This window comes from Salipiger sp. PrR007 (genome assembly GCF_010499845.1).
In the GTDB taxonomy this organism is placed as follows: Bacteria; Pseudomonadota; Alphaproteobacteria; order Rhodobacterales; family Rhodobacteraceae; genus Salipiger; species Salipiger pacificus_A.
Window position 1 is genome coordinate 94,182 of record NZ_JAAGOZ010000008.1, and the last position, 20,481, is coordinate 114,662.

The 20,481-nt window shown below is 67.0% G+C and carries 20 protein-coding genes; 10 read left to right on the top strand and 10 right to left on the bottom strand.

What is annotated here, in order from left to right; translation table 11 throughout:
* Position 1: 1 nt before the first annotated feature.
* Entirely contained in the window at positions 2-475 is a 474-nt protein-coding gene (locus G0Q01_RS01270) for a CinA family protein (RefSeq protein WP_164196927.1), read from the top strand.
* Between the two features lie 23 nt (positions 476-498).
* Here G0Q01_RS01270 and G0Q01_RS01275 read toward each other — a convergent pair whose 3' ends face one another.
* Positions 499-945, bottom strand: coding sequence for a type II toxin-antitoxin system RatA family toxin (locus G0Q01_RS01275; RefSeq protein WP_108965815.1), 447 nt, complete (start codon positions 943-945; stop codon positions 499-501).
* A gap of 70 nt (positions 946-1,015) precedes the next feature.
* On the opposite strand from G0Q01_RS01275, the gene hpt reads away from it, so the two are divergent.
* From hpt to gluQRS, 6 genes are all read left to right on the top strand, one after another.
* Entirely contained in the window at positions 1,016-1,570 is a 555-nt protein-coding gene (gene hpt, locus G0Q01_RS01280; RefSeq protein WP_164196926.1) for a hypoxanthine phosphoribosyltransferase, read from the top strand.
* 378 nt (positions 1,571-1,948) lie between these two features.
* Complete coding sequence (locus G0Q01_RS01285; RefSeq protein WP_164196925.1) at positions 1,949-2,410, top strand: cytochrome c; 462 nt, start codon at positions 1,949-1,951, stop codon at positions 2,408-2,410.
* A 3-nt stretch (positions 2,411-2,413) separates the two neighbouring features.
* Complete coding sequence (locus G0Q01_RS01290; RefSeq protein ID WP_164196924.1) at positions 2,414-3,307, top strand: cytochrome c; 894 nt, start codon at positions 2,414-2,416, stop codon at positions 3,305-3,307.
* A 195-nt stretch (positions 3,308-3,502) separates the two neighbouring features.
* The gene (gene trmFO / locus G0Q01_RS01295; protein WP_164196923.1) at positions 3,503-4,855 is read left to right on the top strand and encodes a methylenetetrahydrofolate--tRNA-(uracil(54)-C(5))-methyltransferase (FADH(2)-oxidizing) TrmFO; all 1,353 of its coding nucleotides are present in this window, start codon (positions 3,503-3,505) and stop codon (positions 4,853-4,855) included.
* A complete protein-coding gene (locus tag G0Q01_RS01300) occupies positions 4,852-5,073 on the top strand; it encodes a hypothetical protein (RefSeq protein WP_092420792.1) in 222 nt (73 codons plus the stop codon). Before trmFO ends, G0Q01_RS01300 begins: the two co-directional genes overlap by 4 nt.
* Before the next feature lies 1 nt (position 5,074).
* Positions 5,075-5,950 carry a tRNA glutamyl-Q(34) synthetase GluQRS gene (gene gluQRS / locus G0Q01_RS01305; RefSeq protein WP_164196922.1) on the top strand — a complete coding sequence of 292 codons (876 nt, stop codon included), beginning with the start codon at positions 5,075-5,077 and terminating at the stop codon, positions 5,948-5,950.
* A gap of 74 nt (positions 5,951-6,024) precedes the next feature.
* On the opposite strand, the gene hisI is transcribed toward gluQRS, so the two are convergent.
* Complete coding sequence (gene hisI, locus G0Q01_RS01310; RefSeq protein ID WP_164196921.1) at positions 6,025-6,387, bottom strand: phosphoribosyl-AMP cyclohydrolase; 363 nt, start codon at positions 6,385-6,387, stop codon at positions 6,025-6,027.
* 69 nt (positions 6,388-6,456) lie between these two features.
* On the opposite strand from hisI, the gene G0Q01_RS01315 reads away from it, so the two are divergent.
* Entirely contained in the window at positions 6,457-6,921 is a 465-nt protein-coding gene (locus tag G0Q01_RS01315) for an iron-sulfur cluster assembly scaffold protein (RefSeq protein ID WP_164196920.1), read from the top strand.
* A 223-nt stretch (positions 6,922-7,144) separates the two neighbouring features.
* On the opposite strand, the gene G0Q01_RS27015 is transcribed toward G0Q01_RS01315, so the two are convergent.
* From G0Q01_RS27015 to G0Q01_RS01335, 5 genes are all read right to left on the bottom strand, one after another.
* On the bottom strand, positions 7,145-7,267 hold the full coding sequence (locus G0Q01_RS27015; RefSeq protein ID WP_255455521.1) for a hypothetical protein: 123 nt from the start codon (positions 7,265-7,267) through the stop codon (positions 7,145-7,147).
* Positions 7,268-7,474: 207 nt separating this feature from the next.
* Positions 7,475-9,565 carry an ATP-dependent DNA helicase RecG gene (recG, locus tag G0Q01_RS01320; protein WP_164196919.1) on the bottom strand — a complete coding sequence of 697 codons (2,091 nt, stop codon included), beginning with the start codon at positions 9,563-9,565 and terminating at the stop codon, positions 7,475-7,477.
* 7 nt (positions 9,566-9,572) lie between these two features.
* Positions 9,573-11,846 carry an NAD-dependent DNA ligase LigA gene (gene ligA / locus G0Q01_RS01325; protein ID WP_164196918.1) on the bottom strand — a complete coding sequence of 758 codons (2,274 nt, stop codon included), beginning with the start codon at positions 11,844-11,846 and terminating at the stop codon, positions 9,573-9,575.
* 65 nt (positions 11,847-11,911) lie between these two features.
* A complete protein-coding gene (gene ctrA / locus G0Q01_RS01330) occupies positions 11,912-12,619 on the bottom strand; it encodes a response regulator transcription factor CtrA (protein ID WP_108965835.1) in 708 nt (235 codons plus the stop codon).
* A gap of 282 nt (positions 12,620-12,901) precedes the next feature.
* Positions 12,902-13,174 (bottom strand): DUF1153 domain-containing protein, encoded by a 273-nt coding sequence (locus G0Q01_RS01335; RefSeq protein ID WP_164196917.1) that lies wholly within the window; start codon positions 13,172-13,174, stop codon positions 12,902-12,904.
* Positions 13,175-13,629: 455 nt separating this feature from the next.
* Here G0Q01_RS01335 and mnmA point away from each other — a divergent pair, with 455 nt between their 5' ends.
* Together mnmA and G0Q01_RS01345 are read left to right on the top strand one after the other, a co-directional pair.
* Positions 13,630-14,772: a tRNA 2-thiouridine(34) synthase MnmA gene (mnmA, locus tag G0Q01_RS01340; RefSeq protein WP_164196916.1), complete on the top strand. Its 1,143-nt coding sequence runs from the start codon at positions 13,630-13,632 to the stop codon at positions 14,770-14,772.
* Between the two features lie 68 nt (positions 14,773-14,840).
* Complete coding sequence (locus tag G0Q01_RS01345) at positions 14,841-15,173, top strand: DUF1992 domain-containing protein (protein WP_108965840.1); 333 nt, start codon at positions 14,841-14,843, stop codon at positions 15,171-15,173.
* Here G0Q01_RS01345 and G0Q01_RS01350 read toward each other — a convergent pair.
* From G0Q01_RS01350 to G0Q01_RS01360, 3 genes are all read right to left on the bottom strand, one after another.
* On the bottom strand, positions 15,170-17,008 hold the full coding sequence (locus G0Q01_RS01350) for a bifunctional diguanylate cyclase/phosphodiesterase (RefSeq protein WP_164196915.1): 1,839 nt from the start codon (positions 17,006-17,008) through the stop codon (positions 15,170-15,172). The genes G0Q01_RS01345 and G0Q01_RS01350 overlap by 4 nt on opposite strands.
* Before the next feature lie 267 nt (positions 17,009-17,275).
* Entirely contained in the window at positions 17,276-18,610 is a 1,335-nt protein-coding gene (locus G0Q01_RS01355) for a sigma-54 dependent transcriptional regulator (RefSeq protein WP_095883317.1), read from the bottom strand.
* Positions 18,611-18,682: 72 nt separating this feature from the next.
* On the bottom strand, positions 18,683-20,446 hold the full coding sequence (locus G0Q01_RS01360) for an ATP-binding protein (RefSeq protein ID WP_108965844.1): 1,764 nt from the start codon (positions 20,444-20,446) through the stop codon (positions 18,683-18,685).
* Positions 20,447-20,481: the final 35 nt, after the last annotated feature.

Here is a 20,481-nt window from a genome sequence, read left to right on the forward strand (position 1 = left end):
GATGACTGAAGAGCTTGCGCAAGACATCCTGACCCGCGCCATGGCGGCGGGCGTCACCGTCACCACCGCCGAGAGCTGCACCGGGGGCATGGTCGCCGCCGCGATCACCGACATCGCCGGCTCGTCGACCATCTTCGAGCGCGGCGTGGTCACCTACTCCAACGCCGCAAAGGTCGACCTGCTGGGCGTGCGCCCCGCCACGCTGGAGGCGCATGGGGCGGTCTCGGAAGAGGTCGCCGCCGAGATGGCCGAGGGGGCGCGGGCGCGCGCCGGGGCCGATCTGGCGGTGTCGGTCTCGGGCATCGCCGGGCCAGGCGGTTCCGAGCACAAGCCCGAGGGCCGCGTCTGCTTCGGCCTTGCCACGGTCGGTGGCACGCGGACCGAAACCGTGGAATTCGGCGCGCTCGGCCGCGCAGAGGTCCGCACGGCGGCAACCCGCCACGCGCTCACGCTGCTGCGCGACGCCCTGGGCTGAAACGCGCCTCGAGGCCCGGCGGCTCAGCCGTAGAGCTCTGCCGCCCGCCGCTCGAAGGCGCGCACGATGCGCTGCATCGCCTCGTAGAAGAACATCCCCGCCGCGCTCTGCAGCAGGCGGTTCTTGAACTCGAAATCCACGAAGAAATGCACGTCGACGCCGCCCTCGGGCGCATCTTCGAAGTGCCATTTCGAGATCATGTGCTTGAACGGGCCGTCGAGATACTCGGTGTCGATCTTCTTCTCTTCGGGCCAGAGCGTCACGCGGCTGCCGAAGCGCTCGCGGAACACCTTGAAGCTGATCACCAGGTCGGCCAGCATCACCTCGTGATCGCCCATGTCGTCGCGCGAACGAATCCGCGCCGCTGCCGTCCACGGCAGGAACTTCGGGTAATTCGCGACATCCGCCACGAGGTCATACATCTGCTGCGCCGTGTACGGCAGGCGCTTCGTCTCGGAGTGGGTCGGCATGTCGCCCCTTTATCGCGTGACAATGCCGGGACATTTCCTATGCTGCGCGCGGATTTTCAAGGGGAGAACCATGGCAGAAAAGCCATATGTGGTAGACCAGATGATTTCGGCCAAGGCGATCGCCGCCCGGATCGAGGACCTCGCGCACGCGATCGAGCAAGAATTCGCCGACACCGAGAAGCTGGTGGTGGTGGGCCTGCTGCGCGGCAGCTTCGTCTTCATCGCCGATCTGGTGCGCGAACTCGACCTCGCGGTGGAAGTGGATTTCCTCGAGGCCTCCTCCTACGGCGACGGCATGGAATCGAGCCGCGAGGTGCGCATCCTCAAGGACCTGCGCTCGCCGATCGAGGGCCGCGACGTGCTGCTGGTGGAAGACATCGTCGACACCGGCTTCACCCTCAGCCACGTCATCCACCTGCTGGAGAGCCGCAAGCCGCGTAAGCTGCGTACCATCGCGCTGCTCGACAAGCCCGTGCGGCGCGAAGTCCCGCTCAAGGCAGACTGGATCGGATTCGAAATTCCGGACGAGTTTGTCGTGGGTTACGGTATCGACTTCGCGCAGCGCAACAGGAACCTGCCATTCATCGGCAAGGTGCGCTTCCCGGAGGACGCCGCGGCCGGCTGAGCCGCGCACCTGCGAGGCGGATGGCGTGGAGCTTGCGCCATCCGCAGCCGAAAATGCTGGCGCTCGCGACAAGGGATGCGCGTCCGCAGGACCGGGCACAGGGGTCTACGACGCGCGAGAGGCCCTTCCCATCTCCGTCAGGCTGCGTGAGATTTTCCGTGATGCCCCGCGTTGGGCAGCGTGATCCATCGCCTCACGTTTACCTCGTAATTCACTGATCAAAATTACGTATTCTTGAGGATCCCTGCCAGGGGGCGCACGGCGGCGGTCCGCAAACCCGTACCAATAGCCCTCTTGATCGAAATCCGACCTCGGGTACCCTCCGCCCCGGGATACGGTTTTCGAAAACCCCGATTTCGGGAGGAAAGGGAGTTTCTTATGAAGTTCACCGCAACCAGTTTCGCGATGGCCACCGCCGTCGCCGCTCTTGGCACTGCCGCCTTCGCGCAAGACCTGCCCGCACCGGTCAAGGCACGGCAGGGCCAGTTCAACATCCTTGCCATCAACCTCGGCATTCTCGGCGACATGGCCCGTGGCAAGGCCCCCTATGACGCCGAGGCCGCGCAGGGCGCCGCCGACACGATCGTCGCCGTCTCGATGATCAACGAGGCGCCGCTCTTCCCAGAGGGCACTTCGGAAATGGACATCGACGGCACCCGCGCCAAAGCCGAGATCTGGGACGATTGGGACGGCTTTGCCGAGAAGTGGTCCGGTCTCGGCCAGGCCGCCGCCAGCCTGCAGCAGGTCGCGGCCACCGGGCAGGAGGCACTTGGTCCGGCGGTCGGCCAGCTTGGCGGCGCCTGCAAGGCCTGCCACGACACCTATCGGGCACCCGAGTAACCCATGCGCCGCCTGCTCGGCTTCCTGGCCCTGGTGGCGCTGTTCGCTGCCGGGGCGCTGTGGATGATCAGCGCCCCGGATCCGCTGCCTGCAGGTGAATTCGCCGATGACACGGGGGGCGATCCCGTCCGCGGCCAGGCGGTCTTCACCGCCGCGGGCTGCGCCTCCTGCCACCATGCCCCGGAAAGCGAGGACAAGCTGGTGCTGGCCGGCGGGCAACGGTTTCCCTCCGACTTCGGCACGTTCATTGCTCCCAATATCTCGCCCGACCCGCAGGACGGCATCGGCGCCTGGAGCCTGCACGACTTTGCCAATGCCCTGCTGCGTGGCGTTTCGCCCGAGGGCCGGCATTATTACCCCGCCTTCCCCTATACCTCCTACATCCGCATGGAGCCGCAGGACGTGGTGGACCTCTGGAGCTACCTGCGCACCCTGCCCGCCGCCAGCACGCCGAGCCAGCCGCATGAGGTCAGCTTTCCCTTCAACCTGCGGCGCGGCCTCGGCCTTTGGAAGCAGGTCTACCTCGACCCCGCCTGGATCGTGCCCGGCGCGGAACCTGGCGAGATGCGCCGCGGCCGCTACCTGGTCGAGGCGCTGGCCCATTGCGGCGAATGCCATACCCCGCGCGACGGCTTCGGCGGGCTCGAGCGGACCGCGTGGCTCGCCGGCGCCCCTGCACAGGGCGGCAATGGCAGCATCCCCGCCCTCACCCCGGACAAGCTGAGCTGGAGCGCCGAGGATGTGGCCTATTACCTCGAGACCGGCTTCACCCCCGAGTATGACAGCGCTGGTGGCCACATGGTCGAGGTGATCGCCAATTTCGCGCAGCTTTCGCCCGAGGACCGCCTCGCCGTCGCCACCTACGTCAAGGCGCTGCCTGCACCCGCCGCCGACTGATCCGGCGCCGCGCCGCGGGCAACGGCGGGATTTGCCTGTTTGAAAAGAGAAGAAGTTGCCAGCTCCGTGGCTGATGTCTCGGAACAAGGCTCCTGCAGGACTCCGCCATGGGCAAGCGGGTCAGCCGCCCGCTTTTCGACCGCTCCAGCCCCGCGCCCCCTTAACACCGGCGCACGGATCGCCTATCTGCCCGACATGGACAAAACTCTTCATATCGTGGGCGGCGGCATGGCCGGGTCCGAGGCTGCCTGGCAGGCGGCGCGGCTGGGTGTCGACGTGGTGATCCACGAGATGCGGCCCAAGGTGGAAACCTTCGCCCATCGCACCGGCAACCTCGCCGAGATGGTCTGCTCGAACTCCTTCCGCTCGGACGATCACGAGCAGAATGCCGTTGGTCTCCTGCATTGGGAGATGCGGCAGGCGGGCTCGCTGATCATGCAGACGGCGGGCGAACACCGGCTGCCCGCGGGCGGCGCGCTGGCGGTTGACCGCGATCCCTTCTCCGAGGCAGTGACCGCCAAGCTCCTCGCGCTGCCGAACGTGTCGGTGAGCGCCGAGGAGATTTGCGAGTTGCCCTCGGACGGGCATTGGATCTTTGCCACCGGTCCGCTGACCTCGGGCACGCTCGGCAAGGCGCTGCAAGCCGAGACCGGCGCCGAGGCGCTGGCCTTCTTCGACGCTATCGCCCCCATCGTCTATTTCGACACGATCGACATGGACACGGCCTGGCTGCAGAGCCGCTACGACAAGGGCGAGACCGAGGAAGAGCAGAAGGCCTACATCAACTGCCCGATGACCAAGGAGCAGTACGAGGGTTTCATCGACGCGCTGCTGGCCGCCGAGAAGACCGAGTTCCACGAGGGCGAGACAGCGGGCTATTTCGACGGCTGCCTGCCGATCGAGGTGATGGCCGAGCGTGGCCGCGAGACGCTGCGCCACGGGCCGATGAAGCCGATCGGCCTGACCAACCCGCACAAGCCCGAGGAAAAGGCCTACGCCGTGGTGCAGCTGCGCCGCGACAACGCGCTCGGCACGCTCTACAACATCGTGGGCTTCCAGACGAAGATGAAATACGGCGCGCAGACCGAGGTCTTCCGCCGCATCCCGGGGCTGCAGAACGCCAGCTTCGCACGCCTCGGCGGCATCCACCGCAACACCTTCCTCAACTCGCCCACCCTGCTCGATGCGCAGATGCGCCTGCGCTCGCGGCCCAACCTGCGCTTTGCGGGGCAGATCACCGGCGTCGAGGGCTATGTCGAGAGCGCCTCGATGGGTCTGCTGGCGGGCCGGATGGCGGCGGCGGAGATCCTCGGGCATGAGCTGCCGCAGGTGCCGCAGGACACTGCCCATGGCGCGCTCATCCACCACATCACCGGCGGCGCCGAGGCCAAGACCTTCCAGCCGATGAACGTGAACTTCGGCCTCTTCCGCCCGCTCGAAGGGCTGCGCGGCGGCCGCCGCGGTCGCAAGGACCGCTACAAGGGCTACACCGACCGCGCCAAGACCGTCTGGCAGGAGTGGCTCGCCGCACAGGAGGTGCCCGCGTGAACTACGTCCTCGCCCTGCTGCTGCCGCCGCTCTCGATCCTGCTGACCGGCAGGCCGATCCTTGGCATCGTGGTCTTCGTGATCTGGGTGCCGGCGATCATCTTCTCGGGCGGGCTCACCCATCCGATGTTCATCCTTCTGGCCTGGGTGCTGATCTACCAGTCCGGCGAGGAGCGGCGCACCCGGCGGATCGAGAAAGCCTATCGCCGCGAGGACTGAGGTGCGCACGCGCTTTGCCCCTTCGCCCACCGGCCCGCTGCACCTGGGCCATGCCTATTCAGCGCTGCTGGCCGAGGGCATGGCACGGGCGGCGGGCGGCGCGTTCCTGTTGCGCATCGAGGACATCGACAGCACCCGCTCGCGCGCCCATTGGGAGGCGCAGATCTACGACGATCTGCGCTGGCTCGGCCTCAAATGGGACGAGACGCCGATGCGCCAGTCGGACCGGCTGCCCGCCTATGAGGCGGCGCTCGACGCGCTCTGGGCCCGAGAGCTGATCTACCCCTGCCACTGCACCCGCCGCGATATCCAGGCCGCCGCCTCGGCGCCGCAGGAAGGCACCGAGCCCGCCTATGGCCCCGACGGGCTGGTCTATCCCGGCACCTGCCGGCACCTGCTCGCCCCCGGCTACGGCGCGACGCCGCGACCGCGCGGCGCCGCGCTGCGCCTCGACATGGCGCGGGCGCTGGACGAGGCCGGGCCGGAGCTGTGCTTTGAAGAAAGCGGCGCGGGTCCGGACGGCGACACCGGGCGCATCGCGCTCTCCCACGATCAACTGCTCCGCCAAGTGGGCGACGTGGTTCTGTCACGCCGCGACTTCCCCGGCTCGTACCACCTATCGGTGGTTTTGGACGATGCGGCGCAGGCGATCACCCACGTGGTGCGGGGGCGCGATCTTTTCGAGGCGACGGCGATCCATGTGGTGCTGCAGCGCGTCTTGGGGCTGGCGACGCCGGTCTACCACCACCATGAGTTGATCCGCGACGAGGAAGGCAAGCGGCTCGCCAAGCGCGACGACGCGCGGGCCATCGTGACTTACCGCGCAGAAGGGGCCAGCCCCGAGGACATAAGGCGGATAGTCGGCATCCAGAGATAAGGGGTTCCGCCCCTCGGCGCCGCACGCCTCAACCCGGCATATTGGAAGAGAGAAGACGGCGCCGTACGGCGGCGTCAGCCCGCCATGGGCTGCAGGATTTCGACTTCCTCGCCATCGCGCAGCGCGGTGTAGAAGCAGCTGCGGCGGTTGGTGTGGCAGGCCGGGCCGGTTTGGCGCACGAGGGCCAGCAGGCAGTCACGGTCACAGTCGACGCGCAGCTCGACCAGTTCCTGCACGTGGCCCGAGCTTTCACCCTTCACCCAAAAGCTCTGACGCGAGCGCGACCAGTAGGTGACACGGCCGGTCTCGAGCGTGCGGGCCACCGACTCGGCGTTCATCCAGGCCATCATCAGCACCTCGCCCGTCGCCTCCTCCTGCGCGATGCAGGGGATCAGGCCGTTTGCGTCATAGACCAAGGTGGCGGGATCGAAGCTCATGGTGAAATTCCCTTTTGCAGGTGCCGGGCGCGCACCCTATCTATGGGGGGCGAGCCGAAAGGGAAACCCATGTCCGCCACCACCTCTGCCGAAACCGACCTGATCAAGCTCTACTCCTCGCGCATTCTTGCGCTGGCGGCGGATATTCCCCGGACCGAGCGGCTGGAGCATCCCGATGCGACGGTGAAGAAGCGCTCGCCGCTCTGCGGCTCGACGGTGACCGTCGATCTCGCGCTGCAGGACGGGCGGGTCAGCGACTTCGGCCAGGACGTGAAGGCCTGCGCGCTTGGCCAGGCGGCGGCCTCGGTCGTCGGCGAGGCGATCATCGGCTGCACCCCCGAGCAATTGGCACAGGCGCGCGATGCGCTGCGCGCCATGCTCAAGGAGGACGGGCCGACCCCGCCTGCCCCCTTCGACGGGCTCGAGGTGCTGCGCCCGGCGGCGGCCTACAAGAACCGCCACGCCTCGATCATGCTGGCGCTGGAGGCGGCGACCGAAGCCGCCGAGGAAATCGTCGCGGCGCGCCGCGCCTGACGGCACCCCGGCCCCGGTCGAGCCCAGAGATCAGAACACCCGACAAAAAAACCGCCGCACTCCGGGGATGGGAGGCGGCGGCAGTGGCGTGTCTTGTGGACTCCGGAAGAGCCGCTTTGCGTATCCGGGGATCAGGCGACCCGGAGTTGGGGAAACAATGCAGCGCATCGGGACAGTGATGCGGCGGCACCCGGAGCAAGACCGCAGGCAGAAATTCGAAGGCTCAGAGAAGTGGCAAATGCAGCGCCCCGACAAGGATCACGATCAGCGAGACGGCCCCGATCATGTCGGTGACCAGCGAGCTGTTGTCGGCGCGGCTCATGGTGGTGCGGATGGTCTCAATCATCTTGGCGTTCCCTGTGTGCGTGCTGTGCGTGTTCTCTTGTTGCCCTTTTGTTCTCACGTGATGCGAGTCGAGTAAAGAACTTTTTAAGAACATTTGCGAACACCTGAGAACATAAGGCAGGAACACAAAGACCCGGCGCGTGCCGCTGCGCGCCGGGTCTTTTATATTTTCTCTAATTTACAGAGAGTTACACGGTTGACGCATCGATTACCCGACGCTGATCAGCTTGATCGCCTCGTCCTGCCGCATCAGCCAGAGCAGCATGCGCGCCGCCTTGCCCCGGTCGCTCTGCAGCTCCGGATCCTCGGCCAGCAGCCGCCGGGCATCGCTCTGCGCCATCGCCATCAGCGAGGCCTGGCTTTCGAGGTCCGCCACCTTGAAACGTGGCAGGCCCGATTGCGCGGTGCCGATGAGGTCCCCCGCGCCGCGCATCTGCAGGTCGACCTCGGAGATGCGGAAGCCGTCCTCGGTCTCGCGCAGCGTCGTGAGCCGCTTCGAGCCGCTCTCGCCGAGCGGCGGCTGGTACATCAGCAGGCAGGTGGAGGCCGCCTCGCCGCGCCCGACCCTCCCGCGCAGCTGGTGCAGCTGCGCCAGCCCGAAGATCTCGGCCCGCTCGATCACCATGATCGAAGCATTGGGCACGTTCACCCCGACCTCGATCACCGTGGTGGCGACCAGCACCTTTGTCTCGCCGGCGACGAAGCGCGCCATGGCGGCGTCCTTCTCGGCGGGCGGCATCTGGCCGTGCACCAGCCCCACCACCCCCTCGCCAAGCTCAGCGCGCAAGCGCTTGAAGCGTTCCTCGGCGGCGGTGAGGTCCGAGACCTCGCTCTCTTCGACCAGCGGGCAGACCCAATAGGCCTGCCGCCCCTCGGCAACGGCCTTGCGCAGATGCTCCAAGACCTCGCCCATGCGCTCGGTCGAAACCAGCGCGGTCTGCACCGGCTTGCGCCCCGGCGGCTTTTCGTCGAGCACCGAGACGTCCATGTCGCCGTATTGCGCCAGCGCGAGGCTGCGCGGGATCGGAGTGGCCGTCATCACCAGCACGTCGGCGCCCTGCCCCTTGCGGCCCAGCTCGAGCCGCTGGCGCACGCCGAAGCGGTGCTGCTCGTCGACGATGGCAAGGCGCAGCGCCTTGAACACTACATCATCCTGAAACACCGCGTGGGTGCCGACGAGGATGTGGATATTCCCCTCCGCCAGCGCCGCGAGCTTGGCCTTGCGTTCGGCGCCCTTGTCGCGGCCGGTAAGGATTTCCACCACCACCCCGGCGCTCTCGGCCAGTGGCTGCAGCCCCTCAAGGTGCTGGCGTGCAAGAATCTCGGTCGGCGCCATCATCACGCCCTGCCCCCCGGATTCCACCGCGACGAGCAGCGCCATGAAAGCGACCAGCGTCTTGCCCGCCCCCACGTCGCCCTGCAGCAGACGGTTCATCCGGGTCTCGGCGGCCATGTCCTCGGCGATCTCGTCCATCGCCCTCAGCTGCGCGCCGGTGGGCCGGTAGGGCAGCGCCGAGAGCACGCGGCGGCGCAGGCGCCCGTCGCCCATGGTGGGATACCCCTTGCCCTTGCGGCGGTTGATCCGCGCGAGGCCCAGGGTCAGCTGATGCGCCAGCAGCTCGTCATAGGCAAGCCGGGCGCGGGCCGGCGCGCTGGGGCTGAGCGCAGACATACCGTCGGGGGCATGGGCCGCCTCGAGCGCGGCGTGCCAATCGGGCCAGCCCTCACGGTCCTTCAACGGCCCGTCGATCCATTCCGCCAGCTCGGGCGCGCGGCTGAGCGCCCCGGCCACGGCGCGGGCCATGAGTTTCTGCGTGACCCCGGCTGTCAGCGGGTAGACCGGTTCGAAGAGCGGCAGCATGTGCGCCTCCTCGGGCGGCAGCATGTGGTCGGGGTGGACCATCTGCGCCAAGCCGTCGAAAAACTCGACCTTGCCAGAGACCAGTCGCCGCGATCCCTCGGGCAGCACGCGGGTCAGGTAGTCGGCGCGACCGTGGAAGAACACCAGCTGAAACGTCGTCTCGGCGTCCTCGACCTGGATGCGGTAGGGCCGCCCCTTCACCGCGGGCGGCATGTGACGCAGCACCTGCACCTCGACCGTCACCGTGCCGGGAAGGTCGGCCCCCTGCACCGAAGGCCGCGGGCGGCGGTCGATCACCGAATGCGGCAGCGTCAGCAGCAGGTCGCGCGGCGCGACAACCTCCAGCCCCTCCATCGCCTGCGCGGTCTTGGGACCGACGCCGTCCAGCGTCTTGAGCTCGGCAAAGAGCGGCCAGAGGGCCTCGGGGCGCTGGCTCATGCCGCGCTCATCCGCCGATCAGCGCAAGCCATGCGTCCTCATCCATGAGCCGCACGCCGAGTTCCTTGGCCTTGGCCTCCTTGCTGCCCGCGCCGGGCCCGGCGACGACGATGTCGGTCTTCTTGGACACCGAGCCCGAGACCTTGGCCCCCAGCGCCTCGGCGCGGGCCTTGGCCTCGGCCCGGGTCATCTTTTCCAGCGACCCGGTGAACACCACGGTGAGCCCGGCGACCGGGCTGCCCTCCGTCGCCGGGCGCTCGGCGTCCTGGATGTCGAGATGCGCAACCAGCCGGTTGACCGAGGCGCGCTCGGCCTCCTGGTGCAGCGAGGTCACCAGCGAGACCGCGACAATGGCACCGATGCCGTCGATACCGACGAGGTCATCCCAGGCGGCGCGCGCCTCCTGCGGCACCTTCGGCTCCTCGGCCCAGACCGCGTCCTGCGTCTCCTTGATGCGGGCGCGGCGGCCTTCTGCGGCGGCGGCCTTGCGCTCGGCCTCGACGGCGGCCTCGGCCTTGCGGTAGCGCTCGACCGCCGGGACCGCCTCGTCGACGGCAGAGATCATCGCGGCCCAGCCGAGGTAGTGTTTCGCCAGGTCCTTGGCGACCACCTCGCCGACGTGGCGCATGCCAAGCGCAAAGATCACCCGGTTGAGCTCGATCTTCCGCTTCTCGTCGATGGCGTCGAAAAGGTTCGAGGCGCTTTTCTCGCCCCAGCCCTCGCGGTTCTTGAGCTGCTGCATGCCCGAGCCGTAGCGTGTCTTCAGCTCGAAGATGTCCGCCGGCTCCTTGATCCAGCCGTCGCGATAGAACTGCTCGACCTGCTTGGCGCCGAGCCCTTCGATGTCGAAGGCAGCGCGCGAGACGAAGTGCTTGAGCTTCTCCACCGCCTGCGCCGGGCAGACGAGCCCGCCCGTGCAGCGGCGCACGGCGTCGCCCTCTTCTCGGATCGCCTCGGAGCCGCATTCCGGGCAAGTCGCGGGGAAGACGTAGGGCTGCGCGCCCTCGGGGCGTTTGCCGAGGTCGACGTCCGCCACCTTGGGGATCACGTCGCCGGCGCGGTAGACCTGCACCCAGTCGCCGACGCGGATATCCTTGGCGCCCCCGTCGGGGTCGGGGCGGATCACCTCGCCCTTGGCGTCGCGCCCGGCGATGTAATCCTCATTGTGCAGCGTGGCGTTCGACACCACGACACCGCCCACGGTGACCGGGGTCAGCCGCGCCACCGGGCTGAGCGCGCCGGTGCGGCCGACCTGGATGTCGATCGCCTCGAGCCGGGTCCAGGCCAGCTCGGCCGGAAACTTATGCGCGATCGCCCAACGCGGGGTTGTCGAGCGGAAGCCCAGCCGCCCCTGCAGAGCCAGATCGTTGACCTTGTAGACCACGCCGTCGATGTCATAGCCGAGCGTGGCGCGCTGTTCCTCGATCCTGCGGTAGTGCGCGATCATCTCGCGCGGGCCGTCGCAAAGCCGCGTGAGCGGGTTGGTCTGGAAGCCCAGCGCCTGCAGCCGTTCAATGGAGCCCATTTGTGTTTCAGCCAGCGGTCCCGAAAGCTCGCCCCAGGCATAGGCGAAGAAGCGCAGCGGGCGGGCGCGGGTGATCTCGGCGTCGAGCTGGCGCAGCGAGCCGGCGGCGGCGTTGCGCGGGTTGGCGAAGAGCTTTCCGCCGCGAGCCTCCTGCCGTTCGTTCAGAGCGGCGAAATCCTCGTGGCTCATGTAGACCTCGCCGCGCACCTCCAGAACGTCGGGCGCGCCGGTCAAGCTCTGCGGGATATCGGCGATGGTGCGGGCGTTGGCGGTGACGTTCTCCCCCACGGTGCCGTCGCCGCGGGTGGCGGCCTGCACCAGTTCGCCCTGTTCATAGCGCAGGGAGAGCGAGAGCCCGTCGATTTTCGGCTCGGCGGTATAGGCCAGCCCAGCGCCGCCCTCGAGAGCAAGGTAGCGGCGGATGCGGGCGTCGAACTCCTCGACCTCCTCCGGCTCGAAGGCATTTCCGAGCGACAGCATGGCAACCGCATGGCGAACCTTGGAGAATCCCTCGGCCAGCGGAGCGCCGACCTGTTCGCTGGGACTGTCTTTGCGCTTGAGCTCGGGAAACCGCTCTTCGATCTCGAAGTTGCGGCGCTTCAGCGCGTCATAGTCGGCGTCCGAGATCTCGGGCGCGTCCTCGGTGTGGTAGGCGACGTTGGCCTGTGCGAGCAGATCGGCGAGCCGGGCAAGCTCGTCCCGTGCCTCCGTTTCGGTCAGTGCCTCTACCGGTTTCTCCGCCACGTTCTGGGCCATTGCCGCATTCCTTGCTCACGCCTTTTAGCAGACGTGATAGGGCGCGCGGCGGAGCACGTCCAGAGTCAGGCGTTCACCGCCAAGGCGCCAACCGGCGGCTCGGGATCGCGCAGCACGTATCCGCGCCCCCAGACGGTCTCGATGTAATTCTCGTCCCCCGTGGCTTCCGAGAGCTTCTTGCGCAGCTTGCAGATGAAGACATCGATGATCTTGAGCTCGGGCTCATCCATCCCGCCGTAGAGATGGTTGAGAAACATCTCCTTGGTCAGCGTCGTGCCCTTGCGCAGCGAGAGCAGCTCGAGCATCTGGTATTCCTTTCCGGTCAGATGCACGGAGCGCTCGCCGACAGTGACGGTCTTGGCGTCGAGGTTCACCGACACCTTGCCGGTACGGATGATCGACTGCGAGTGTCCCTTGGAGCGGCGGATGATCGCATGGATGCGTGCTACCAGCTCGTCGCGGTGGAAGGGCTTGGTGAGGTAGTCGTCGGCGCCAAAGCCGAATCCCTTGATCTTGTTCTCGGTGTCGTCAGCTCCGGACAGAATCAGAATCGGCGTATTGATTCGCGCCATGCGCAGCTGGCGCAGCACCTCGTGCCCGTGAATATCCGGCAGATTCAGGTCGAGCAGGATCAGATCATAGTCGTAGAGCTTCGCAAGATCGATGCCCTCTTCCCCGAGATCTGTGGCGTAGACGTTCAGGTTCGCGTGGTTAAGCATCAGCTCGATGCTCTTCGACGTGGTCGGATCGTCTTCAACCAAAAGGATGCGCATGGCCGTCTCCGCTAATCTCTACCCCTGCGCCGAGCCTGTCCCAATTTAGTTAATGGTTCTTTACCCCAGCCGAGATCAGTCTAGAGAACTTGAGTGGGCAATCAACTTTCGAAAGAATCTCATAAGGATAGGTCGCGCCTATTTCCGCCCCGAGGTGATCCTGACCTTGCGTGCCAGGCAGGACGTCCACCGTCCCCAAGGTAAAGCCAGCGATGCCGGGCGTTTCGCGAGCCCCCCAAAGCCCCATGAGCTCCATGAGCCCCATGGGTCGCCATTCGCCCCTCAGCGGAACCGCTGCACCTGCGTGGCCTTGAGCGCCTCCTCTCCGTGGCTGGAGACGGCCTTAACCCATTCGGCCAGTTCCTCGGCGCTGAGCGCATAGCGCTCCATCGCCTGCTGGTCCGTCAGGAGCCCGTGACGCACGGCGCGCACCACGGCGGCCTTGCGGGAGGCCACCCAGCGCCGCGTCTCTGGCGGTGGGAGATCGGCCCGTGTCATGATCGAACCATCAGGCAACGTCACCGCGCGCGGGCCATCGATCTTCTTGAGGTACATGGTCGTCGTCCCGTGTGCTCGTCCGGTATGATCGCACCGTGAGGTCGTCTCCTCGGGTGGTCCTCGCCCCTCGTCGTCATCGCTCCGGCTGGTGGCCCCCCATTCGGTCGCCACCCTCGTGCGAGTGTCCCCTGTTCTCACGTCCCATGCCTGCGTCCATGGCCCTCTATCGTGGCCCTTCATCGTGGGCTTTCCCATGGCCCGGCCATTGCCGCACCAGTTTCATCGGGGCGGCGCTTCGGCCATACTGCTGTCGCGCAGGATGCCGGGTTTTTGCGGGTCTCTTCGGCGCCTCCCGTCGGGAGGATTCCAGCACCTCCACCGCCCCCCTTCGCAGCGCGACCCAGCTATGGGGGTGACGCATAATGGCCTTGCGCGATTTAACGCTGTCTAAAACGCGCCCTTGTTAGTATGACGCATTTTCCTATATTCCCCCGGACTCCCGGAGATTGATGATGGCCCTCGATACCCAGACCTTGAACTCGCTTGGCTTTGCGAAATCCCCCGCCGACACGCGGGTGGTCGTCGCCATGTCTGGCGGCGTGGACAGCTCCGTCGTCGCCGCCATGCTGGCCGAGGAAGGCTACGACGTGGTCGGCGTGACGCTGCAGCTCTACGATCACGGCGCGGCGCTGGCCAAGAAGGGCGCCTGCTGCGCCGGCGTCGACATCCACGACGCGCGCCGGGTGGCCGAGCAGATGGGTTTCCCGCACTACGTGCTGGACTACGAGAACATCTTCAAGGACGCGGTGATCGACGAGTTTGCCGAGAGCTACCTTGGCGGGGCCACCCCAGTGCCCTGCATCCGCTGCAACGAGCGGGTGAAGTTCAAGGACCTGCTGGAGACCGCCAAGGATCTCGATGCAGACTGCATGGCCACTGGTCACTACATTCAGCGCATGGATGGTGCGAACGGTGCCGAGCTGCACTCGGCTGCCGATGCGAACCGGGACCAGAGCTATTTTCTCTTCTCGACCACCCCCGAGCAGCTCTCTTACCTGCGCTTCCCGCTGGGGCACCTCAAGAGCAAGGCCGAGACCCGTGCGCTGGCCGCCAAGTACGGGCTTTCGGTGGCCGACAAGCCCGACAGCCAGGACATCTGCTTCGTGCCCGACGGCAACTACGCCTCGGTGATCGAGAAGCTCCGCCCCGGTGCCGCGGAGGCGGGCGAGATCGTGCATGCAGACGGGCGCAAGCTCGGCACCCACAAGGGCGTCATCCACTACACCATCGGCCAGCGCCGCGGCCTCGGCATCGGCGGGCTCGACGAGCCGCTCTACGTGGTGAAACTTGACGTCGACGCCAAACAGGTCGTGGTCGGCCCTAAGGAGATGCTGGCAACCCGCGTCATCCCGGTCCGCGAGATCAACTGGCTCGGCGATGAGCTCTTCACCAGCCGCGACGAATGGCACCTGAAGGTCAAGGTCCGCTCCACCCGCCCGCCGCGCGACGCGATCATCCGCCCGCTCAGCGACACCACGGCCGAGGTCGAACTTCTGACCCCCGAGGAAGGCGTCAGCCCGGGCCAGGCCTGCGTGTTCTATGCTCCCGAAGGCAGCCGCATCTTCGGTGGCGGCTGGATCTGGCGCGGCTACTGATCGCCGCACCCCTCTTGCTTCAGGCAATCCAAGGGCCCATCCTTTTTTATGAAAGGGTGGGCCTTGTCATGTCCTGGCTGAACCGGCTCACGGAACGCCGGATCCTGAAATCGCTGGTCGAGGGCAAGCTGCAGGGCTTGGAGGGTGAGGGGCGTCCCCTGCCCGATCGCAGCGGCGAGGCGCATCTCGACCCCGGCGAGGCCATGGGGTTCCGACTGATGGCCGAGGCCGGCGCCCTGCCCGAGGAAATCACCCTCAAGAAGCAGGTCGCCGCGCAGCAGCAGCGTCTGGCCCGACTGACCGACCCCGAGGCGCGCAAAGCGGCCATGGCCGAGCTTGCCGTTCTGCAGATGAAGCAATCCATGGCCGAGGAGGCCCGGCGCCGGTTCTTGCGCGACTAGCCCTCGTCCGGAGCCCATTCGCCGATCGGGTAGATCAGCGGCGCCTGCGCCAGCACTTCGCCGCAGAGCGGGGGAGAAATCATATGCCCCTGCCCGGCGTCGCAGCCCATGGCCCTGAGGTAGCTGAGCTGGCCGGGCGTCTCGATCCCCTCGGCCACGACGCGGAAGCCGAAGCGGCGCGCCATGCCGAGGATCGCCTCGACCACGGCGCGGTCGCGCGGATGCGCGCTGAGGCCCTGTACGAACTGACGGTCTATTTTCAGCATGTCGATCGGCCAAGCGCCGAGATGGCGCAGACTGCCGTAGCCCGTGCCGAAGTCGTCGAGCGCGATTTTTGCCCCGCAGGCGCGCAACTCACTCAATGACTCGAAGACGCGCCCCCCTGTCTCTCCCAGGATCACCGTCTCGGGCACCTCGATCACGATCGCCTGCCAAGGCAGCCCGAGGTCCGAGAGCAGCCTTCCGAAATCGCCCGTGAAACGCGGGTTGTGCAGGTCGAAGCCGGTGACGTTGAGGCCGATGCGCAGGGGGGCGCCAGCGACCGCCGTGCGCACTGGCAGCCCGCGCAGAATCTCGGTGGACTGCACGATCATGCTGCGGGTCAACTGTTCGGCCAGAACCGGGTTCTCGAAGATCGGGTAAAAGAGCTCGGGGCCGATGATCTCGCCATTCTCACCGCGCCAGCGGGCCAGAACCTCGTAGCCGGTACACTGCCCTGTGGCGAGGTCGACCACCGGGTGAAAGGCCGGCCCTATCTCTCCTGCGGCCAACGCCCCGGCGAAATTCCGCATGAGCTCGCGCAGGCTGAAACGCAGGTGGCGATGCGGATCGAAGATCACCGCGGCGCCGCGCCCGGCCTCCTTGGCCGCATAGAGCGCCGTGTCGGCCTGTTCGAACAGGGTGTCGTAGCTTTCGCCGTGGCGCGGGTAAAGCGCGGCGCCCATGCTGATCCCGCCCAGCTCGGACTTTCCCATGGTCTCGGCCAAGCGGGCGCTCGCCGCGCTGCAGGCCCGCATCACTTGCAGCAGCGCCACCTCCGCATCCGCGGGCAGGCGCAGCAGCAGCGCAAACTCATCCCCACCGATCCGCCCGAGCCGGGAGTCGGACGGGACGCTGCCCTGCAGCGCCCCGGCGATGGCACGCAGGTAGACGTCGCCGAACTGATGCCCGTGCAGATCATTGATCTGCTTGAAATTATCCAGGTCCATGAGCACCAGCGCATACGGCCCGCGCCCCGCGCCCAGGGTCTCGCGCGCCTGCGCCCGGAAGGCGTCGGCATTGTCGAGCCCGGAGAGCGCATCCTTCTGCACCCGTCGCTGCAGTTCTGCCGCCTGACGCCCGAGCGCGGCCATGTCCTGCGCCATCGCGATCTTCCCGCGGCGCTCGACAAGCAGCGCGGCGAGCATGGCGATGAAAGGCCGCGAGGCCTTCTCTGCCGCGGCTATGCTGACCTCGTCGGCATTGAATCCGAGCACGATGGTGCCCAGCGGCAACGCCGGATGCGAACTCCGGCCGCTGCCGATCCGCTCGATCAGGAAACACAGGCGCCGGCCCTTCACGACGGCTTCGACGGTCCCTCTGCGCTGTTGCAGCGCCAGCGCTTCGGGGCGATTGTCCACGAGGTTGCGCAGGCTTTCGGCAACGGGCCCCTCGAGCGGCGCCGCCATGCGTACCGCGCGCGGTCCAACGACCTCGGGCGGAAGGTCCACAAGACAGGCGACGGCCCCGGTCAATGGCAGGGCCGAGGCGCCGATCCTGTCCAGAAAGGCGTCGAGTTCGGAAACCGGCAGGTCATCCTGGCCGAAGGCATCGTGGTCCGGCAAATCGCTAATCATGGAGCCGGCACCTCCGTTACGTGAAATCCCAAGTCGAAAACCCGGGGCGCAGACGCGGATGCCGGCCCCCAACACAATTCCCGCCACGCGCAGAGGCACGCCGGTTACATCAAGCTTTATGGAAAACCTTAAGGAGTTGTTAATAAGTGCCCCGGCCGAAGAGATATACGCCGCGCCTTGGCACAAGGCGGGCAAAGCGAAACGCCGCCCGGGAGCCGGGCGGCGTCGATCCTTGGTTCCGTGACCTCATCTACGCGCGCGCGGCGCTCAGAGGTAGTCCGACCGCTGCAGGCCGTATTTGGCCATCTTCTCGTTCAGCGTCCGGCGCGGCAGGCAGAGCTCGTCCATCACCGAGGAGATCGACCCCTTGTGGCGGCGCATGGTGTTGTCGATCAGCATCCGCTCGAAGGCTTCCACGTATTCCTTCAGTGGCTTGCCCTCGGTGGTCATCACCGGCTGCATGTCCTCGTGGTCATTCATCAGCAGCGAGGCGATGGTGCCCGTCCCGCGACGCGACTGCAGCACCGCGCGCTCGGCAAGGTTGATCAGCTGGCGCACGTTTCCGGGCCAGGGCGCCTGCAGCAGCTGCGCCGCCTCCTGAGCCGAGACCTGCGGCGCGTCGCAGCCATATTCATCAGAGAACTGCTCGGAGAAGCGGGTGAAGAGCGTCAGGATGTCCTCGCCGCGCTGGCGCAGCGGCGGCACGGTGATCTTCAGCGCGGCAAGACGGTAGTAAAGGTCGGGGCGCAGCGCGGTCTCGCAGGTGCGGCCCTCGTCCTGCAGGTTGCAGATGGCGATGATGCGGGTTTCGGGCGGGGTGCCCTGATCGTTGATCACCGACAGAAGCCGCGCCTGCGAGGCGTCCGAGAGGCTTTCGATGTCCTCGAGCACCAGCGTGCCGCCGCGCGCCTCCTCGATCGCCGGAAGCCGGGTGTCCTCGGGCTGCATCGGGCCGAAGAGGCGGCGCATCAGCGCGTCCTCGTCCATCGCCGCGCAGGAGATCAGCACGAACTTCTTGCCGGCGCGCGAGCCCACCGCGTGCAGCGCGTGGGCGATCAGCGTCTTGCCGGTGCCGGTCTCGCCGTCAATCAGCACGTGGCCATCGGCCTGGCCCAGATCAAGCACATCCTCGCGCAGCCGCTCCATCGCCGGGCTCTGGCCGATGAGCTTGCTCATCAGCTGGCCGCCGTCCGAAAGCTCGCGGCGCAGCACCCGGTTGTCGAGCGTCAGGCGACGGGCATTGGTGGCTTTCTTCGCCAGCTCCGACATGCGGTCGGGGTTGAAGGGCTTCTCGAGGAAGTCATAGGCCCCGATCCGCATCGCCTCGACGGCCATGGGCACGTCGCCGTGGCCGGTGATCATGATGACGGGCAGCGCCGAGTCGTTGCCCATCAGCTTGCGCAGGAACTGGATGCCATCCATCCCCGGCATTCGGATGTCCGAGATCACGATGCCCGGGTAATCCGCGCCCACCGCGCCAAGCGCCTCTTCGGCGCTGGAGTAGGTCTCGGTGTCATAGCCAGACAGGGCCAGCCACTGGCTGATCGACTGGCGCATGTCCTTTTCATCGTCGACGATGGCGATCTTCATGGCTTTGGTCATTCGGTCTGGTCGCCTTTTGTTGTGGTCTTGGCGCGCGTCTCGCGCGGTAACTTACTCGTCATCGCACGCGGCTCACTCTGCCGCGGCGGGGCTTTCGTTCAAGATAGGCAATTGCATCTCGAAAACAGCCCCCCCTTCGGTCCCGTTGCGTGCCGAGAGGCGTCCACCGAGGTCGGTGACGATCCCCGAGGAGATCGCGAGGCCGAGACCGGTGCCGTCGCCGGGCTGCTTGGTGGTGTAGAAGGGCTCGAACAGCGCATCGAGATCCTCGATGCCGTGGCCGTTGTCACGCACGCTGAGCGTCGCCGTCTCGCCGCTGGCGAGGATGATCTCGATCTCGGGGTTGGCAACGGATTTGGTCGCGTCGATGGCGTTGCGCAGCAGGTTCACCAGGACCTGCTCGATGCGCATCCGGTCGCCCATCACCATCACTGGCAGGTCGGGAAGAATCTTGGAGATCCGCACCCGCCGCGCCTTCAGCTGCGGTTCCATCATCGACAGCGAGGAGGCCAATGCCTCGCCCATGTCGACCGGCACGAAATTGGCCTGCCCCTTGCGCGCGTAGCTCTTGAGCTGGCGGGTGATCGCCCCCATGCGCTCGATCAGGTCATCGATGCGGGAAAAGGCGGTCATCGCCTCCTCGGGGCGGTTGCGCTTGAGCAGCAGCCGCGCCCCCGCGAGGTAGGTCTTCATCGCCGCCAGCGGCTGGTTCAGCTCATGGCTGACGGCGGCGGACATCTCTCCGAGAGCGGCCAGCTTCGAGCTCTGCTCGAGCGTCTGCTCGGCGCTGGCCAGATCCTTCTGCACCTTTTCGCGCTCGGCGATCTCGCGCTGCAGCCGCGCGTTCAGCGCGCGCAGCTCGACGCTCTCGCGCTGGAAGAGAGCCATGCGCAGCGCGGTCTTGCGCGACAGCGCGTAGAAGGCCAGCGCGGTCAGCAGGGCAAAGGCCATGATCTCGAGCGCCAGCACGGCGTTCACCTTCTCGCGCACCGAGGCATAGGTGGTGAAGGTCGCCATGGTCCAGCCGCGGAAGGGAATGCGCCCGTCGATGCGCATCACCGCCTCGCCGCGCAGGTAGGCATCGGCGGGCAGCGCGGTCCAGTCGGCGGTGGCCTTGATGGCGCGCTCGATGGCATTCTCGGCGGGCTGCTTTGCCAGCGCCTCGTCCATGGTGAGCCCGCGCCAGCGCGGCTCGGTGGCAAGGATGATCCGCCCCTCGGAATCGAGCACGGCGACGGCATCGGTGATCCCTGCCCAGGCCCGTTCAAACTTCGCCAGATCGACCTCGACCATGATCACGCCGATGGAGGAGTTCTGGCTCTCCATGCGCCGCGAATAGGTGAAGGCGTAGCCCCCCGCCTCGCGCTCCTGCACGGTAAAGACGGTGGTATTGGCACGCAGCGCGTCGACGTAATAGGCCTCGGAGCGGTGGTTCGAGCCAAGCCGGTTGCGGTCGGTGGCTGCCACGGTGCGCCCGTCGCGGTCGAGCAGCATCAGCGAGGCCGCCCCGATTTCGTCGACATAGGAAATCAGCCGCTGCGTCGACTGGCTGAAGTCGCCCGAGTTCAGCGCCCCGATCAGGGCCGGATCGCGCGCCAGCAGCTGCGGCACGATGGCATTGCGGCGCAACTCGGACAGGATATTGCCCGAGTAGAGCGCCAGCCGCAGCTCGGCGCGGTTGCGCGTCGAGGCGGTGGAACGGTCGGTGAGCAGGACGTTGGTGATCCACACCGTGCTGACCGCCAGCACCAGCAAAAGGATAAGCGCCGCCCGCACCCGCCAACTCAGCGGGCCCGAACGCCGTCTGTCTTTCTTGTCACGCGTGGTCTCCGACATGGCGCCCAACTTACGCCGGGCGCCGGGCCGGCTCA

Bases quoted from the DNA above. Each gene is read 5' to 3' on its own strand.
- G0Q01_RS01350 (WP_164196915.1), bottom strand. From the start codon at position 17,008: ATGATTAGCGATTTGCCGGACCACGATGCCTTCGGCCAGGATGACCTG.
- G0Q01_RS01290 (WP_164196924.1), top strand. From the start codon at position 2,414: ATGCGCCGCCTGCTCGGCTTCCTGGCCCTGGTGGCGCTGTTCGCTGCC.
- G0Q01_RS27015 (WP_255455521.1), bottom strand. From the start codon at position 7,267: ATGATTGAGACCATCCGCACCACCATGAGCCGCGCCGACAACAGCTCG.
- mnmA (WP_164196916.1), top strand. From the start codon at position 13,630: ATGGCCCTCGATACCCAGACCTTGAACTCGCTTGGCTTTGCGAAATCC.
- ctrA (WP_108965835.1), bottom strand. From the start codon at position 12,619: ATGCGCATCCTTTTGGTTGAAGACGATCCGACCACGTCGAAGAGCATC.
- G0Q01_RS01270 (WP_164196927.1), top strand. From the start codon at position 2: ATGACTGAAGAGCTTGCGCAAGACATCCTGACCCGCGCCATGGCGGCG.
- hpt (WP_164196926.1), top strand. From the start codon at position 1,016: ATGGCAGAAAAGCCATATGTGGTAGACCAGATGATTTCGGCCAAGGCG.
- G0Q01_RS01335 (WP_164196917.1), bottom strand. From the start codon at position 13,174: ATGTACCTCAAGAAGATCGATGGCCCGCGCGCGGTGACGTTGCCTGAT.
- G0Q01_RS01285 (WP_164196925.1), top strand. From the start codon at position 1,949: ATGAAGTTCACCGCAACCAGTTTCGCGATGGCCACCGCCGTCGCCGCT.
- ligA (WP_164196918.1), bottom strand. From the start codon at position 11,846: ATGGCCCAGAACGTGGCGGAGAAACCGGTAGAGGCACTGACCGAAACG.
- trmFO (WP_164196923.1), top strand. From the start codon at position 3,503: ATGGACAAAACTCTTCATATCGTGGGCGGCGGCATGGCCGGGTCCGAG.
- G0Q01_RS01275 (WP_108965815.1), bottom strand. From the start codon at position 945: ATGCCGACCCACTCCGAGACGAAGCGCCTGCCGTACACGGCGCAGCAG.
- G0Q01_RS01355 (WP_095883317.1), bottom strand. From the start codon at position 18,610: ATGACCAAAGCCATGAAGATCGCCATCGTCGACGATGAAAAGGACATG.
- G0Q01_RS01315 (WP_164196920.1), top strand. From the start codon at position 6,457: ATGTCCGCCACCACCTCTGCCGAAACCGACCTGATCAAGCTCTACTCC.
- recG (WP_164196919.1), bottom strand. From the start codon at position 9,565: ATGAGCCAGCGCCCCGAGGCCCTCTGGCCGCTCTTTGCCGAGCTCAAG.
- G0Q01_RS01345 (WP_108965840.1), top strand. From the start codon at position 14,841: ATGTCCTGGCTGAACCGGCTCACGGAACGCCGGATCCTGAAATCGCTG.
- G0Q01_RS01360 (WP_108965844.1), bottom strand. From the start codon at position 20,446: ATGTCGGAGACCACGCGTGACAAGAAAGACAGACGGCGTTCGGGCCCG.
- hisI (WP_164196921.1), bottom strand. From the start codon at position 6,387: ATGAGCTTCGATCCCGCCACCTTGGTCTATGACGCAAACGGCCTGATC.